Origin of the sequence: Micromonospora sp. DT46 (assembly GCF_049841735.1) — a bacterium.
In the GTDB taxonomy this organism is placed as follows: domain Bacteria; phylum Actinomycetota; class Actinomycetes; order Mycobacteriales; family Micromonosporaceae; genus Micromonospora; species Micromonospora reichwaldensis.
Window position 1 is genome coordinate 142,836 of sequence record NZ_JBNCKW010000011.1, and the last position, 16,264, is coordinate 159,099.

Sequence of the window (16,264 nt, forward strand, 5' to 3'; positions counted from 1 at the left end):
CCCGCACCCGGGTCGGACCGCCGCTCACGCCGCGACCACCGGCAACTGGAGTTCGGTGACGCCCTTCTCGGGCTCGTCCGGGCAGTAGTCCAGGTACAACTCGCGGGTGTACCCGTCGGCCCGCCAGCCGTTCGCCTCGATCCAGGTGGCGAGCACCTGGATGCTGCCCTCCACCTCGTCCATCGGCCCGTGGTGGATGATCGTCGCCGCGGTGGGCACCGCGGGCAGGTCGACGACGCCGAAGTCCCGGGCCGCCGAGGGGTCGGCGGCCACCGTCACCCCGGCGTGCACCACGACGGATTCGCCCTCCCCCGTCGCCTCGTACCAGGCCAGCCCCGGGCCGGAGGGCACGACGCCCGCCGCGCCGAGGCGCCGGAACAGCTCCGGGTAGAGCGGCTGGATCACCGTGGAGATGTCCGGCGTCTCGTAGCTGCGGGCCACCCCGGTCAGCTCCGCCACCCGGACCGCGGGCAGTTCCTTGAGTACGACGTCCTGGCTGGTCATCCGACCCTCCGTCTCGATCATGCGGAGCCTCGCCTCGACCCCGGCCAGGCGGGCGGTGTCGGCCGCCAGTTGAGCCTCCAGCTGGGACCGGCGCAGCCGCAGCATGCCGCGCAGTTCGGCGACCTCGACGGCGTCGTCGATGATCGCCCGCACCTGCCCGAGGGTGAGTCCCAGTTCCTTGAGGGCGATCACCCGGTTGAGCCGGCGGAGCTGCTCGGCCCGGTAGGACCGGTACCCGGTGTGCGGGTCCACTGCGGCCGGGCGGAGCAGCCCGATGCTGTCGTAGTGACGCAGCATGCGGACCGACACGCGGCCGAGCCTGGCGAAGTCTCCGATGGTGAACATGGCCCCTCACACGTTCGGCCCTGACACGGTGTCAGAGTCAACCAGGCGGGGGCGGGGGAACTTCGCCGCCCGGTCAGCGCGAGGCCGATGGGAACTCCTCGAAGTACGCCTCGACCCGCTCGGCGGTGGCCGGGCGGGCCAGCGCGAAGCCCTGCCCGTACCGGCAGCCGGCCCCCCGCGCGCCGTCGACCAGGCTCGCCGACTCCAACTCCTCGGCCACGATGTCCAGCCCCAGCCGGTCCCCCACGTTCACCACCACGTCGATCAGCGGGCGCTGCGGGTCCGCCGGGTCCACCAGCTGCGGGCCGACCTTGAGCAGGTCGATCGGCAACCGGCGGAGCTGCGCCAGCGAGGCGTGCTCGGCCCGGAAGTCGTCCAGCGCGGTGCGCACGCCCAGCGAGCGCAGCCCGGCCAGCCGGGCCACCACCGTCGGCAGCTCGGCGCCCACCCGGGGCTCCGCCACCTCGACCACCAGCCGGTCCGGCGACAACCCGTACGCGTCGAGCACGGCCGCCGTCCGCGGCACGAAGTCGGGGGAGGTCAGCTCCCGGACGGTCACGTTCACCGCCATCCAGAGCTGCCGGCTGCCCGCCGACCAGGCGGCGAGCTGCCGGCAGGCCCGGTCCAGCACCCAGCAGCCCAGCTCGCCCACGATGTCGAGGTCCTCGGCCACCGGCAGGAACTCGGCGGGAAGCACCGTGCCGAGCACCGGGCTGCGCCAGCGCAGCAGCGCCTCCGTGCCCACCGGCTGCCGGTCGGTCAGGTCGAGCACCGGCTGGTAGACGAGGTCGAACTCGCCTCGGGCGACCGCCCCGGGCAGCTCCCGTTCCAGGTCGAGCCGGCGGACGAGCTGCTCCTCCAGGTAGGCGTCGTACCACTCGACCCGGTCCCGGCCGAGCTGCACGGCCCGCCGCCGGGCCAGGTCCGCCTGGCGCAGCACGTCCTCCGGGCCGCCGTTGCCGATCTCGGCGAGCCCGATGCCGGCCCGCAGCCGCAGCAGCCCGCCCGCCGCGCGGTACGGCTCGGTGAGCGCGGCGAGCAGCCGGGTGCCCAGCGCGTACGCCAGCACCGGCCCGACCTCGGTCACCACGGCGAAGCCGGTGGCGGTGACGTCCGCGAGCAGGTCCCGGGGGCCGACCACCGCGCGGGCCCGGCGGAGCACCTCGGCCAGCACGTCCTCGCGGCCCTGGTGCCCGTCGGAGGCGGGGCCGGGTCCGTCGAGGTCGACGACGAGCAGCGCGCCGGCGGGGGCCGGCGCGTTCCGGAGGGCGGCGAGGGCCCGCAGCAGCGCCGGCCGGTCCACGGGCGCGCCGGACCGGTCCGGGTCCGCCGGGCGGTGCCCGACCGGCGGGTCGCCGGGGCCGGTCGGCTGCGCCGGATCGTGCGCCCGGAGCAGGTCGCGGAGCACCAACGGCGGGGCCAGCGCGAGCGCGAGCAGGACCGCGGTGAGGTCCGGCGGCCCGCCGTCGCGGAGCTGCCATCCGACGGCCGCCACGGCCGCGGCGGCCGGGACCACGGCCCGGGGCCACACCCTGGTCGGCGGGGCGGGCGGGTCGGGCTCCGGACGGGTCGCCCGCCGCGCCCCCGCCGCCGTCAGCAGCACCCCACCCACCAGCGGGGGTACGGACACCAGCGCCGCCCGCTCTGGTGCCGTGCCCGTCTGCAGGACGGCCAGCACCACCAGCCCGGACAGGGTGAGTGCCGCCCCGCCCCGGCAGCGGGCCGCGCCGGTCCGCCGCTGCGGCCCGGTCAGCACCATGAGCACGGCGAGCGCGAGGCCGCCCAGGACCACGGCAACGGCGAACCGCACCGGCGGGTCGAGGGCGTCGCGGGGCAGCAGCAGCCAGCCGGCGAGGACCAGCCCCAGGCCGGCGGCGGTCGCGTCGACGGCCCCACGGAGCCGGACCCGGGCGGACGGGCGGGGTCGCCGCGCCGCCGGAGGCAGACCCGCGACGAACAACGCGGCGGAGGCGGCGAGCCCCGACACGACGACGGCGGAGCGTCGGCCCGGTTCGGCGAGCGGGAGCACGGCGGCGGTGAGCCCCGCCGTCACGACCGCGGCGTCGAGCAGCACGGCGACGCGTCGGGGCGGCGCCGCGCGCCGGCGGGCGGCGCGGGACCGGGTGGGGACCGGTGCGGGGGTCGGCGGCGGGACGGCGATGAGCCGGGAGAGCCGCGCGCCGGCCAGGGCGCAGCTGGCCGCGCCGGCCAGCGCCACGACGGCCAGGGCGGGCACCCGACCGGCCGCGCCGGCGAGCAGAAGCAGCGCGACGGCGGCGAGGACGAGGGTGTCCGGCAGTGTGGGACGGGGGATGGACGCGCGTTGCGGGTACGCGAGGGGCACGGCGGTCGCCTTCGTGAGGGGGCACGGGCGGTGCGACGGTGCGGGGCTGCGGACCCGGGGTTGGTCCGCTGCCCATCAGTCGGCAACGAGCGGGCACGAAGTCGGTGACGCCGAGTCGACAGTGATCCCCGTCACTGACGCTCGGGTCCACCCCGGTGCCGCCCGGCGCGTACGGGGGCCGGCGGGGGTGGGATCATCGGGGGGTGAGCAGCTCCGACACCGTCCACTTCCGGCACAACCAGGCCATCCTGGCCGCCGCGATCGTCGCCTTCTTCGGCGCCCTGCCGGTGGCCGGCGCCCGGTGGTACCTGCTGCCGGTGCTGCTCGTCCCGCTCGCCGTCACGGTGTGGGCGTGGCGGGCCGGCACCGACGCGGACGCCCACGAGCTGCGCCTGCGGGCGCTGGTCGGGCAGCGCCGGATCAGCTGGGACCGGGTCGTCGAGCTGGCCGCTGACCCGCGCGGCCGGGCGGTCGCCCGGCTCGACGACGGCCAGCGCGTCACGCTGCCGGCCGTACGCGGCACCGACCTGCCCCGGCTGATCTCGGCCACCGGCCAGGCCCTGCCCGGCGCGACCGGCTGAGCACCGTCGCGCCGGCACCGCTCAGTAGCCGTCCACCACCGTGTTGATCAGCGGCTCGCCGGCGGCGAACCGGCGGACCTGGTCGCCGACCAGCCGGTACGCGCGCGGCAGCAGGCCGCGCACCGATCCGGCCACGTGCGGGGTGAGCAGCACGTTCGGCATCGCCCACAGCTCGTGGTCGGCGGGCAGCGGCTCGGGGTCGGTGACGTCCAGCGCGGCCGAGATCCGGCCGGTACGCAGCTCGGCGACCAGTGCCTGAGTCCGGGCCACCGGCCCACGGGCGGCGTTGACCAGCAGCGCGCCGTCCCGCATCGCGGCGAGGAACCTCTCGTCGACCAGCCCCCGGGTGTGCTCGGTCAGCGGCACCAGCAGCACCACCACGTCTGCCTCGGGAAGCAGCCCCGGCAGCTCCTCGACGCCGTGCACGCCCTGCTCCGGGCGGGCGGTCCGGGCCACCAGCGTGAAGCTCACCTCGAACGGGGCGAGCCGGTCCCGCACCGCCGTGCCGATGGAGCCCGCCCCGACGATCAGCACCCGCTTGCCGGTCAGCTCGTCGGTGGGGGCCACCTCGTCGTACGCCCAGTCGCGCCGGGCCTGCGCGCGGGCGAGGGCCGGGAAGCCGCGCAACTGGGACAGGATCGCCGCGACCACCCACTCGGCGGTGGACGGGTCGTGCACCCCCCGGGCGTCGCAGAGCGTCACGCCGGGCGGGACCCGGCCGGCCCACGCGTCCGCCCCGGCGGAGAGGAGCTGCACCACCGCCAGGTCGGGCAGCTCGCGCAGCAGCGCGGTGGCGTCCCCGCCGGCCAGGAAGGGGGGCACCCAGAACCGGACGCCGGCGGTGTCCGAGGGGAGCCGGGAGACGTCCTCGGCCACCTCGACCGTGACCTCCGGCGGCAGCTCACCGAGGAGTGTCCGGCCGGCCTGGTGCGGGATCCATACCTTCACGCCCGCCGACGATAGCCCCCGGCGGGGGTGCCCGCCGCGCGGGGCGGCCCCCGGCACCCGGACGGGCCCGCCCGACGCGGCTGAGGTGATCAGGGCGACGCTCCGGCGACCGCGTCGATTCTGGTCCGGAGGGGGTATAAGGGAGGACCGGAGTGCCGGTCGGCCTCCATCCGGCACGGACAGGTGGGTCAATGACCGACGGCTCCCGCGACGACACCCCGGAGCGGGCCGACCCGATCCCGGCGCTCCGCGATCCCGACCGGCTGCGTTCCCTCGCCGAGACCCGGCTGACCGCCGCCCCCGACGAGGCGTTCGACCGGTTCGCCCGGCTGGTCGGGGACCTGCTCGACGTGCCGGTCGCGCTGGTCTCCCTGGTCGACGCCGAACGTCAGTTCTTCCCCGGCGAGGTGGGCCTGGCCCGGCCGTGGGCCGCCCGGCGGCAGACCCCGCTGAGCCACTCGTTCTGCCAGCACGTCGTCGACCTCGGCACCCCGATGGTGCTGCCGGACGCCCGGCTCCACCCCGCCCTGCGGGACAACCTCGCCGTGCCCGAGCTGGGCGTGGTGGCGTACGCCGGGATGCCGCTGACCGACCTGGAGGGACACGTCCTCGGGTCGCTCTGCGCGATCGACGACAAGCCGCGCGACTGGACCGCCGAGCAGTTGCGGACGCTCGCCGACCTGGCCGCCGCCTGCTCCTCCGAGCTGCGGCTGCGGATCGCCCTGGAGGGCGCCGAGCAGGCCCGGCGGCGCGCGGAGGAGGCCAACGGGCGGCTGGAGCTGCTGGCCGGGCTGGCGGGAACCCTGGCCGGGACGCTCGACGTGGCCACCGCGCTGCGCCACCTGCGCGACACGATGGTGCCGCTGCTGGCCGACTGGTCGCTGGTGACCCTGGTCGGGCCCGACGGGGCGCCGCGCGACGTGACCGCCGCGCACCGCGACCCGGCCCGCGCCCCCGACGTCGCCCGCTTCGCCGAGCTGATGCGCACGGGGCTGAGCCCCGACTCGATCACCCGGGCGGTGCTGCGTACCGGGCGGCCCGTGCTGGGCAGCGCCGCCACCCTCGCCGACGTGCGGCGGGGCACGATCGGGCCGGAGATGCCGGAGATCGCCGCCCGCCTCGGCTTCTCGTCGCACCTCAGCGTGCCGATCACCGACGCCGGACGGGTGCTCGGCTGCATCACCCTGATCAACGGGCCCCAACGGCGGCACTTCGACGACAGCGACCTGCTCATCGCCGAGGACGTCGGCCGCCGGGCCGGACAGGCGATCGGCAACAGCCGGATGTACGGCGAACAGCGGCACGTCGCGCACGTCCTGCAACACAGCATGCTGCCGCGGCTGCCCGTCACCGACGACCTCGAACTGGCCGCCCGCTACCAGCCGGCGGCGGACCGGGTCGAGGTCGGCGGCGACTGGTACGACGCCTTCCGTCAGCCCGGCGGGGAGCTGATCGCGGCGATCGGCGACGTGGCCGGGCACGACATCGAGGCCGCCGCGACCATGGGACAGCTGCGCAACCTCGTCCGGGGCAACGCGTACGGCCGGCCCGACGCGGTCGACAAGCTGATGAGCCGCCTGGACGAGACGATTCGCGGGCTGCGCATCCCCGCCGCGGCCACCGCGACCCTGGTGCGGCTGCGCGCCGACGACGCCGGCGGCCAGCGGGTCACCTGGTGCAACGCGGGCCACCCCGCGCCGCTCGTGGTGCGGGCCGGCGGCACGGTGGAGGTGCTCGCCGGGACGCCGGAGCCGCTGCTCGGGCTGAACCGTCCGGTGCGGCGGACCAGCCGGCACGCCCACCTGGCCACCGGGGACACCCTGCTGCTCTACACCGACGGCCTCATCGAGCGGCGGGACCGGTCCATCGACGAGGGGATGACCGAGCTGGTCGCCCGGCTGGGCGGTACGGACCGGCTGCCGCTGGGCGAGTTCTGCGACCTGCTGTTGACCGCCGCGCCCCACCGGGAGGACGACGTCGCGCTGCTGGCCGTCCGGGCGATCTGACCGCCCCACCGAGTCGGTCCGATCCGTCGACCCCGGTGGGACGTTCCGGCGGGCTACCCTGGGCCGGGTGAGCGCCCGTCCCCCGTACCCCCGCACCCGCCGTCTCCGGACGGCCCTGGCGGCCTCGTGCGCGACGCTGCTGCTGGCGACCGCCGGTTGCAGCCTCGGCGAGCCGGAGCCCGACCCGGCCGGTGAGCCGCCGACCTTCCCGACGCCGTCGGCGACGGCGAGCCCCGGCGGCGCCGGCCAGGAGGTCGTCACCACCGTGCTGGCCAAGGGCCTGCGGGTGCCGTGGGCGATCGCCTTCCTGCCCGACGGCGCCGCGCTGGTCACCGAGCGCGACAGCGGCCGGATCCTGCGGGTCGGCCCCGAGTCGGGGCCCGACGGGCTGAAGGTCACCCCGGTGCAGACCATCGCAGACGTGGCGGCGTCCGGCGAGGGCGGGCTGATGGGCATCGCCGTCTCGCCCGACTACCAGCGCGACAAGTCGGTCTTCGTCTACTACACGACCGAGCGGGACAACCGGATCGCCCGGCTGGAGCTGGGCGGCACGCCGGCCCCGATCCTCACCGGCATCCCCAAGGCCGGCATCCACAACGGTGGCGGCCTGGCCTTCGGCCCGGACGGCCTGCTCTACGCGAGCACCGGCGACGCCGGCGACCGGCCGCAGGCGCAGGACGTCAAGCGCCTCGGCGGCAAGATCCTGCGGATCACGAAGGACGGCAAGCCGGCGCCCGGCAACCCGTTCCCGAACTCCCCCGTGTGGTCGCTGGGCCACCGCAACGTCCAGGGCATCGCCTGGGACGCCGGCAAGCGGATGTACGCCGTGGAGTTCGGCCAGAACACCTGGGACGAGATCAACCAGGTCACCAAGGGGCGCAACTACGGGTGGCCGACGGTCGAGGGGCGCGGCGACGACAAGCGCTTCGTCAACCCCATCGCCCAGTGGCCGACGTCGGACGCGTCCTGCTCCGGGCTCACCGCCGTGGACCGGCTGCTCGTCACCGCGTGCCTGCGCGGCAAGCGACTCTGGCTGGTCGAGCTGACCGACACCGGCACCGTGCTCGGCCAGCCGCGCGAGCTGCTGACCGACCGCTTCGGGCGGCTGCGTGCCGTGGCCGCCGCTCCCGACGGCTCGATCTGGGTGAGCACCTCCAACCACGACGGGCGGGGCCAGCCGCAACCCGAGGACGACCGGCTGCTGCGGCTGGTCTTCGCGGGCGGCGGGGCCGGCCGGAGCTGACGCACCGGCTCGTCCGGGTTTCCCAAGATCCTTCAGTGGGCAGGTCAGAATCTCACCATGGACGGCCAGGAGAACGAACAGCACGCGAACCGGGGCGAGGACGCCCCGGCGACCGGTCCTGCCCCGCGCCCGCTCCGGCGGGGTGGCGCCGACCGGACCGGCCGGCGCGCCCTCCGCGCGACCGGGTGGACCCTGGCGGTCCTCGTCGTAGCCCTGGTCGGCGTGGTGATCGGCGTGCTCGCCGGTGGCCGCGTCAGCACGGACATCGGCCCGTTCCAGGCCGACCTCACGGTCGCGCCGGCGCTGGGCGGCGGCACCACCGTCGACATCCCGCCGCTGGGCGCACTGCTGCTCGACAGCCACGACGGGCCGACCCACCTGACGGTGGAGCTGGGCGCGCTGGACCAGAGCCGCACGGAGGCGCTGCTCGACGATCCGGCGAGCATCAACCGGGCCAGCCAGTCGGCCGTCGACGACGTCCGCGAGGGCGTGCTGCGCCTCGGCCTGCGGACGCTCGCCTCGGCGGTGCTGGTCACCCTGCTGCTGGCGCTGCTGCTCTTCCGCGACACCCGCCGGGCGGCCTGGGCGGGCGGGCTGGCGCTGGTGATCACCGCCAGCAGCCTCGGCACCGCCGCGGCCACCATCCGGCCGGAGTCGATCGAGGAGCCGCGCTACGAGGGGCTGCTGGTCAACGCCCCCGCGATCGTCGGTGACGCCCGACGGATCGCGAACGACTACACCCGGTACGCCGAGCAGCTCCAGCGCATCGTCGGCAACGTCAGCCAGCTCTACACCACCGTGTCGTCGCTGCCGGTCTACGAGCCCGCCCCCGGCACGACCCGCGTACTGCACGTCTCCGACATGCACCTCAACCCGACCGGCTGGCAGCTCATCCGCACCGTCGTCGAGCAGTTCGGCATCGACGTGGTGATCGACACCGGGGACATCACCGACTGGGGCTCCGAGCCGGAGGCCTCGTACGTCGGCTCGATCGGCCTGCTCAGGAAGCCGTACGTCTACATCCGGGGCAACCACGACTCGGGGCGGACCGCGGCGGCCGTGGCCCGCCAGCCGAACGCGATCGTGCTGAGCAACACGACCACCACGGTCGCGGGGCTGACCATCGCCGGCATCGGCGACCCGCGCTTCACCCCCGACAAGAACACCTCGCCGGCGGGCAGCGGTCTCACCCAGCAGACCGCGGACCAGCTCATCGGCGTCGGCGACCAGCTCGCGGCCACGGTAGGCAGCTCGCCGCGCCCGGTGAACATCGCGCTGGTGCACGACCCGGCCTCCGCCGGTCCCCTGTCGGGCGCGTGCCCGCTGGTGCTCGCCGGGCACACCCACGACCGGCAGGTCTCGAAGCTGCCCGAGGTGCCCGGGAAGGAACCCACCCAGCTGATGGTGCAGGGGTCCACGGGCGGTGCCGGCCTGCGCGGCCTGGAGGGCGAGAAGCCCACCCCGTTGTCGATGACGGTGCTCTACTTCGACAAGGACAAGCTGCTCCAGGCGTACGACGACATCACCGTCGGCGGCACGGGGCAGGCGCAGGTGAACCTGGAGCGGCACGTCGTGGAGGACCCGAAGGCCGGTGCTCCCGTCCCCGCCACCCCCACCCCGACCCGCTGATCGCCGCCGCGTCGACCCGGCACGCCCCGAACGCCGCGCGTGTGATCGCGCCCCGCCTGACCGCCGCGCCTCCGACTGCCCTGCCCTGCCCTGCCCCTGATCGCCCGGCCTTGGTCCCCGAGTCGTCGCGCACGCCGAGGTGGCCGCGGTCGTGATGCTGGCCATCGACGGCATCGAGCGGTCGTTCCTGGCCGTCACCACGCCGCCGTCCGCCACCTGCGGCCGTCACCGCGCCGCCGTCCGCCACCTGCGGCCGTCACCTTCAGTAAGCGACCTCGTTCGGTGCCGACCACGCCCTCGGACGCTTTGCTCTGCAGCCACGGATGCACCAGTGACTGACAGCAACGATCCGCTGTCGGCATTCGCCGGGCGCGTTTTGCGCCGTAGCTGGTCAGAGGCATGGTGCATCCGCGGCTGCAGAGCAAAGGGCGCAAGCGGCACTGCCGCACCTCTCGCTTGCCGTCACACCCCGTCACACAGGGCCTAAATTACTGTCGGTAATCAGCCCCGCGATCGTCGGCTGGCCCTGCGCCGGATGACCGTAGGAGGCCTTGACGCTGCTCGGCGATGGCTCGAGCGTCTCGCAGCACAAGGCTGGGGACCGGGTCCCGGCCGCCCTCCTGCACCCACGCCGCAGGCCCGCCCAGCCGCCGCCGTCCACCCGCAACCGCGCCCGCCCGCGCGGCGGGATGACGGGCCGCGACAGGCTCCTGCGGGTCAGCGCAGGGTCAGCGCAGGGACAGGGCCGCGAGGGCGGCGTTGACGATGCTGCCGGGCAGCAGATCGTGCAGGTCGTACAGCTCGTGGACGCTGCCGGACTGGCCGAACTCGTCCACGCCCAGCGGCACCGCCGGGGCGGCGAGCGCCGAGCCGAGCCAGGCCATGGCGTGCGAAGCGGCGTCGTGCACCGTCACCACCGGCACCCGGTCGGCGAACGCCGAACGCAGCGCGCCCGGCACGCTCGGCACGGTGGCCGTGCGCACGCCCTGGCGCAGGGTGCGCTGCCAGGCCCGGTAGAGCCGGTCCAGCGAGGTGACGTCGACGACGTGCGCGGCGATGCCCTCCTCGGCCAGTTCCGCCGCCGCGGCGAGCACCTCGGGCAGCACCGCGCCGGAGGCGGCGAGCTGCACCACCGGGGCGTCGGCCAGGTGCGGGTACGCCTCGTGGGCGTCCACCAGCCGGTACGCCCCGGCGACCGCCTGCCGGCGCAGCACCGCGTCGCCGAGCCGGGCCCGCGCCGCCTCGAAGGGCGCCTGGTCGATCGGGCGGGTGCTGAGCCGGAAGTAGTACGCCCCGTCCTCGGCCGGAGCGGCGGTCGCCGACGGGGCGGCCCCGCCGGCGATCTGGCCCAGCGCGTCGCAGAGCAGCCAGTCCAGGGTGGCCGCGTACGCGGGTTCGAGGAACGTCACCCCGGGCAGCTCCAGGCCCACCGAGGCGGTGATGGTCGACTGGTGGGCGCCGCCCTCCGGGGCGAGCGTGATGCCCGACGGGGTGCCGGCGACCACGAACCGGGAGCCGGAGTAGGTGCCGTAGAGGAACGCGTCCAGGCCGCGCAGCACGAACGGGTCGTAGACCGTGCCGACCGGCAGCAGCGGTTGCGCCGACAGGTCCCACGACAGGCCGAGCTGCCCGAGCAGCAGGAACAGGTTCATCTCCGAGATGCCCAGCTCGATGTGCTGCCCGGCGGGGCTCTCCGTCCAGCGCAGCATCCGGTCCTCGGTCCAGGAGCGCTGCTCGGTCGGGGCGAAGACGCCGGTCTTGTTGATGAACCCGGCCAGGTTGGTGGAGGTCGCCACGTCCGGCGCGGTGGTGACCAGGTAGCGGCCCACCTCCGGGTTGCGGGCCAGCTCGACCAGCACCCGGCCGAAGACCTCCTGCGTCGAGATCGGCTTGTTCGCGCGTACCCGCGTCGTTTCCGGGACGGTGACGCCCAGCGCCCGCTCGCGGGGCGCGCGGGACAGCGCCTCCCGGCGCGCGCCGGCCCGGATGCCGGCCTCCGACGCCGGGTCCAGGCGGTCCCACTCGGTCTCGCGCGTCAGCCCGTGCGCGGCGCGCAGCGCGTCGACCTGCTCGGCGGTGAGCAGCGCCGAGTGGTTGCGCGGATTGCCGGCGATCGGCAGACCCCAACCCTTCACGGTGTACGCGAAGACCACGCTGGGCCGGTCGGTGACCGCGTCGCACTGGGCGTACGCGTCGAGCATCGCCGCCATGTCGTGCCCGCCCAGGTCGGTGACGAGCGGCCCCAGCTCGTCGTCGCCGACGTCGGCGATGAACGCCTCGATGCCGTCGGGTGCGCCGTCGAGGAACTGCTTGCGCAGCGCCGCACCGGTGAGCCCGAACAGCGACTGGTACTGCTCGTTGGGCATCGCGTCGATCCAGTCGCGCAGCGCCTCGCCGCCCGGCCGGGCGTACGCCTCGGCGAGCCGACGGCCGTACTTGACCTCCACCACGTGCCAGCCGGCAGCCTCGAACTGACCCCGCCACTGGTTGATCCGCACCCCGGGCACCACCCGGTCCAGCGACTGCCGGTTGAAGTCGACCAGCCACGTCACGTTGCCCAGGCCGGTGGTGGCCGGGTCGGCGACGGCCTCCCAGATGTTGCCCTCGTCCAGCTCGGCGTCGCCGATCAGCGCGACGAACCGGGAGTGCGGGCGGGCGCCGAAGTGCGCGTCGACGTAGCGCCGGGTCGCGGCGGCGAAGAGCGGCGCCGCCGCGCCGAGCCCGACGGAGCCGGTGGAGAAGTCGACCTCGTCCGGGTCCTTCGTCCGCGACGGGTACGACTGGAGCCCGCCCCGGGCGCGCAGCCTCGTCAGGTAGGAGCGGTCGAGGTTGCCCAGCAGGTACTGGATGGCGTGGAAGACCGGCGAGGCGTGCGGCTTGACCGCCACCCGGTCCTCGGCGTCCAGGTGCGCGAACCACAGCGCCGTCATGGCGGTGACCAGCGAGGCGCTGGACGCCTGGTGCCCGCCGACCTTCACCCCGTCGCCGGTGTCCCGGTCGTGGTTGGCCGCGTCCACGATCCGGGTCGCGAGCCAGAGCACCCGCTGCTGGATCTCGTCGAGGACGTCGAGGTCGGTACGGTTCACGGTCGACTCCAGGGGTCCGGCAGTCACCGTTGACGGCCGGTCGGGGGCGGGCGGGCTGCGCGGCGTGCACAGCCGCCGCGCACGACGGACGCACGCGGCGGCTCAGGTGTAGGGAAGGGCACCTTCCTATACGGAAAACGTCAGGAAGGTGCCCTTCCTTTCAGGTCAGGCGGAGAGGCGCTCCAGGATCAGCTCGCGGACGGTCTTGGCGTCGGCCTGGCCACGGGTGGTCTTCATGACCGCGCCGACCAGGGCTCCCGCCGCGGCGACCTTGCCGCTGCGGATCTTGTCGGCGATGTCGGGGTTGGCGGCGATCGCCTCGTCCACGGCGGCGGTGAGCGCGCCCGTGTCGGAGACGACCTCCAGGCCCCGGTTGGTCATGATCTGCGTCGGCGAGCCCTCGCCGGCCACCACGCCCTCCAGCACGGTACGGGCCAGCTTGTCGTTGAGCTTGCCGGCGTCGACCAGGCCCTGGAGCTCGGCGACCTGCGCCGGGGTGGCCCCGATGTCGGCCAGCTCCACGCCGGTCTCGTTGGCCCGCCGGGACAGCTCGCCCAGCCACCACTTGCGGGCGGCGGCCGGGGTGGCGCCCGCGGCGACCGTGGCCTCGATCAGCTCGACGGCACCGGCGTTGAGCACCGACTGCATGTCCGCGTCGGAGAGGCCCCACTGCTCCTGGAGCCGCCGGCGGTGCAGCCGGGGCAGCTCGGGCAGGGCGGCCTTCAGCTCGGCGACCCAGGCGGTGTCCGGCGCCAGCGGCACCAGGTCGGGCTCCGGGAAGTACCGGTAGTCGGTCGCGGTCTCCTTGGACCGGCCCGGCGTGGTGTCGCCCGTGTCCTCGTGGAAGTGCCGGGTCTCCTGGGTGATCCGGCCGCCCGCGTCGAGCACGGACGCCTGCCGGATGATCTCCGAGCGGACCGCCCGCTCGACCGACCGCAGCGAGTTGACGTTCTTGGTCTCCGTGCGGGTGCCCCACTCCTCGCCGGGCAGGTTGAGGGAGGTGTTCACGTCGCAGCGCAGCGACCCCTCCTCCATCCGCACGTCGGAGACGCCCAGCGAGCGGAGCACGTCGCGCAGCTCGGTGACGTACGCGCGGGCCACCTCGGGGGCGAGCGCACCGGTGCCGGGGACCGGCTTGGTGACGATCTCCACCAGCGGGATGCCGGCCCGGTTGTAGTCGACCAGCGACTCGGTGGCGCCGTGGATGCGACCGGTGGCGCCGCCGACGTGCAGCGTCTTGCCGGTGTCCTCCTCCAGGTGCACCCGCTCGATGCCGATGCGCACCAGCTCGCCGTTGACCTCGACGTCCAGGTAGCCCTCGAAGCACAGCGGCTCGTCGTACTGGCTGATCTGGAAGTCCTTCGGCATGTCCGGGTAGAAGTAGTTCTTCCGGGCGAAGCGGCACCACTCGGCGATCGAGCAGTTCAGCGCCAGGCCGATCCGGATGGTCGCCTCGATGGCGGCCCGGTTGGCGACCGGCAGGGAGCCGGGCAGGCCCAGGCAGACCGGGCAGACCCGGGTGTTCGGCTCGCCACCGAAGTCCGTCGGGCAGCCGCAGAACATCTTGGTGTTCGTGCCCAGCTCGACGTGGGTCTCCAGGCCGATCACCGGTTCGTAGCGCGCGACGACCTCGTCGTACGCGGGCAGTGTCGTCGTCATCTGAGCTCCTGCCTCACAGTGCCGGTGGGGTGAAGGTGCCGACGGCGCTCTCAAGCGCGGCGGCGACCCGGTACATGCGGTCGTCGGCCATCGTCGGGGCCATGATCTGGAAACCGACCGGCAGCCCGTCGGAGAGCCCGCACGGCACCGAGATGCCCGGCCCGCCGTACAGGTTCGTCGGGATCGTGAACAGGTCGGCCAGGTACATCTGGTACGGGTCGGCGGTGCGCGCCCCGAGCGGGAACGCCACGAACGGGGTGGTCGGCGAGATCAGCGCGTCGACCCGCTCGAACGCCGCGGTGAAGTCCCGCGTGATGAGGGTGCGGACCTTCTGCGCCTGCCCGTAGTAGGCGTCGTAGTAGCCCGACGAGAGCGCGTACGTGCCGATCATGATGCGGCGCTTGACCTCGGCGCCGAAGCCGGCCTCCCGGGTCAGCGACATGACCTCCTCCAGCGACCGGTTGCCGTCGTCGCCGACCCGCAGGCCGAAGCGGACGCCGTCGAACCGGGCCAGGTTGGAGGAGGCCTCGCTCGGGGCGATCAGGTAGTACGCCGGCAGCGCGTAGCGGAAGTGGGGGCAGGACACCTCGACGATCTCGGCGCCCAGCTTGGCCAGCGCGTCGACCGACTCGCGGAACGCCGCCAGCACGCCCGGCTCGGCGCCCTCGGCGGCGAACTCGGTGACGATGCCGAGCTTCACGCCCGTCAGGTCGCCGGTCGCGCCGAGCCTGGCGGCGGCCACCACGTCCGGCACGGGCTGCGGGATCGAGGTGGAGTCGCGCGGGTCGTGCCCGCCGATCACCTCGTGCAGCAGCGCGGCGTCCAGCACCGTACGGGCGCAGGGGCCGGGGGTGTCCAGGGAGGACGAGAACGCCACCAGGCCGTAGCGGGAGGTGCCGCCGTAGGTGGGCTTCGCGCCGACGGTGCCGGTGACCGCGCCGGGCTGGCGGATCGAGCCGCCGGTGTCGGAGCCGATCGCCAGCGGCGCCTCGTACGCGGCCAGCGCCGCGGAGCTGCCGCCGCCCGAGCCGCCCGGGATGCGGCTCAGGTCCCACGGGTTGTGCGTCGGCCCGTACGCCGAGTATTCCGTGGAGGAGCCCATCGCGAACTCGTCCATGTTGGTCTTGCCGAGCATCACCGTGCCGGCGGCGCGCAGCCGCTGCACGATCGTCGAGTCGTACGGCGGGCGCCAGCCCTCCAGGATCTTCGACCCGACGGTGGTCGGCACGCCCTTGGTGGTCAGCACGTCCTTGACGGCGACCGGCACGCCGGCCAGCGGGCCCAGCTCCTCGCCGGCGGCGCGGCGGGCGTCGACCTCGGCGGCGGCGGCGAGCGCGCCCTCGGAGTCGACGTGCAGGAACGCGTTCACCCGGTCGTCGACGGCGGCGATCCGGTCCAGGTGCGCCCGGGTCACCTCGACGGCGGAGGCCTCACCGGCGGCGACGAGCCCGGCGATCTCCGTCGCGGTCAGTCTGATCAGATCGCTCATGACGCCACATCCTCGTCCAGGATCCGCGGTACGCGGAACCGCTGCTCCTCGGCGTCGGGCGCACCCGACAGCGCCTCCTGCGGGGTCAACCCGGGCACCACGACGTCGTCGCGCAGGACGTTGGTCAGCGGCACCGAGTGCGACGTCGGCGGGATGTCCGCCGCGGTGACCTCGCCGACCTGCGCGACCGCCTGGAGGATCACGTCGAGCTGGCCGGCGAAGGTGTCCAGCTCCTCCTCCGAGACGGCTAGCCGCGACAGTCGCGCCAGGTGCGCGACCTCCTCGCGGGAGATGGCGGCCATCGGTGCCCCCTTCGTGACGGTGCTGCGGGTCGGACCGGGTGTCGGCCGCGCGGCCGAGATGCGTGACGCGCGGTGACCGGAGCGAGTCTATTGTTCCGCCCCGACGGCGCGTCCCCGACTCCCCCTCC

Annotated in this window: 11 protein-coding genes; 4 read left to right on the top strand and 7 right to left on the bottom strand. The window is 74.7% G+C overall.

Going from position 1 to position 16,264, the window contains the following annotated elements; translation table 11 throughout:
• Positions 1-24: 24 nt before the first annotated feature.
• Complete coding sequence (locus tag ACLQ20_RS27700) at positions 25-849, bottom strand: MerR family transcriptional regulator (protein WP_425858044.1); 825 nt, start codon at positions 847-849, stop codon at positions 25-27.
• Positions 850-922: 73 nt separating this feature from the next.
• Complete coding sequence (locus tag ACLQ20_RS27705; protein ID WP_425858045.1) at positions 923-3,193, bottom strand: EAL domain-containing protein; 2,271 nt, start codon at positions 3,191-3,193, stop codon at positions 923-925.
• 203 nt (positions 3,194-3,396) lie between these two features.
• Here ACLQ20_RS27705 and ACLQ20_RS27710 point away from each other — a divergent pair, with 203 nt between their 5' ends.
• On the top strand, positions 3,397-3,774 hold the full coding sequence (locus ACLQ20_RS27710) for a PH domain-containing protein (RefSeq protein WP_327030724.1): 378 nt from the start codon (positions 3,397-3,399) through the stop codon (positions 3,772-3,774).
• A gap of 21 nt (positions 3,775-3,795) precedes the next feature.
• Here the strand turns inward: ACLQ20_RS27710 and ACLQ20_RS27715 are convergent, their stop codons facing one another.
• Entirely contained in the window at positions 3,796-4,722 is a 927-nt protein-coding gene (locus tag ACLQ20_RS27715) for a 2-hydroxyacid dehydrogenase (RefSeq protein ID WP_425858046.1), read from the bottom strand.
• A gap of 191 nt (positions 4,723-4,913) precedes the next feature.
• Here ACLQ20_RS27715 and ACLQ20_RS27720 point away from each other — a divergent pair, with 191 nt between their 5' ends.
• From ACLQ20_RS27720 to ACLQ20_RS27730, 3 genes are all read left to right on the top strand, one after another.
• Entirely contained in the window at positions 4,914-6,728 is a 1,815-nt protein-coding gene (locus ACLQ20_RS27720; RefSeq protein ID WP_425858047.1) for a SpoIIE family protein phosphatase, read from the top strand.
• A gap of 67 nt (positions 6,729-6,795) precedes the next feature.
• Positions 6,796-7,971 (top strand): PQQ-dependent sugar dehydrogenase, encoded by a 1,176-nt coding sequence (locus ACLQ20_RS27725; RefSeq protein ID WP_327030721.1) that lies wholly within the window; start codon positions 6,796-6,798, stop codon positions 7,969-7,971.
• 57 nt (positions 7,972-8,028) lie between these two features.
• Positions 8,029-9,600 carry a metallophosphoesterase gene (locus tag ACLQ20_RS27730; protein ID WP_425858048.1) on the top strand — a complete coding sequence of 524 codons (1,572 nt, stop codon included), beginning with the start codon at positions 8,029-8,031 and terminating at the stop codon, positions 9,598-9,600.
• A 728-nt stretch (positions 9,601-10,328) separates the two neighbouring features.
• Here ACLQ20_RS27730 and ACLQ20_RS27735 read toward each other — a convergent pair.
• The 4 genes from ACLQ20_RS27735 to gatC form a co-directional block, all read right to left on the bottom strand.
• Entirely contained in the window at positions 10,329-12,686 is a 2,358-nt protein-coding gene (locus ACLQ20_RS27735; RefSeq protein ID WP_151456244.1) for a transketolase-like TK C-terminal-containing protein, read from the bottom strand.
• Between the two features lie 165 nt (positions 12,687-12,851).
• Positions 12,852-14,345, bottom strand: a complete 1,494-nt coding sequence (gene gatB / locus ACLQ20_RS27740; RefSeq protein WP_151456243.1) for an Asp-tRNA(Asn)/Glu-tRNA(Gln) amidotransferase subunit GatB — start codon at positions 14,343-14,345, stop codon at positions 12,852-12,854.
• A gap of 13 nt (positions 14,346-14,358) precedes the next feature.
• Positions 14,359-15,834, bottom strand: coding sequence for an Asp-tRNA(Asn)/Glu-tRNA(Gln) amidotransferase subunit GatA (gatA, locus tag ACLQ20_RS27745; protein ID WP_151456242.1), 1,476 nt, complete (start codon positions 15,832-15,834; stop codon positions 14,359-14,361).
• Positions 15,831-16,136 (bottom strand): Asp-tRNA(Asn)/Glu-tRNA(Gln) amidotransferase subunit GatC, encoded by a 306-nt coding sequence (gatC, locus tag ACLQ20_RS27750; protein ID WP_151456241.1) that lies wholly within the window; start codon positions 16,134-16,136, stop codon positions 15,831-15,833. The genes gatA and gatC overlap by 4 nt, the downstream gene beginning before the upstream one ends.
• Between the last annotated feature and the right edge of the window lie 128 nt (positions 16,137-16,264).

Bases quoted from the DNA above. Each gene is read 5' to 3' on its own strand.
- ACLQ20_RS27700 (WP_425858044.1), bottom strand. From the start codon at position 849: ATGTTCACCATCGGAGACTTCGCCAGGCTCGGCCGCGTGTCGGTCCGC.
- ACLQ20_RS27720 (WP_425858047.1), top strand. From the start codon at position 4,914: ATGACCGACGGCTCCCGCGACGACACCCCGGAGCGGGCCGACCCGATC.
- ACLQ20_RS27730 (WP_425858048.1), top strand. From the start codon at position 8,029: ATGGACGGCCAGGAGAACGAACAGCACGCGAACCGGGGCGAGGACGCC.
- gatB (WP_151456243.1), bottom strand. From the start codon at position 14,345: ATGACGACGACACTGCCCGCGTACGACGAGGTCGTCGCGCGCTACGAA.
- gatA (WP_151456242.1), bottom strand. From the start codon at position 15,834: ATGAGCGATCTGATCAGACTGACCGCGACGGAGATCGCCGGGCTCGTC.
- gatC (WP_151456241.1), bottom strand. From the start codon at position 16,136: ATGGCCGCCATCTCCCGCGAGGAGGTCGCGCACCTGGCGCGACTGTCG.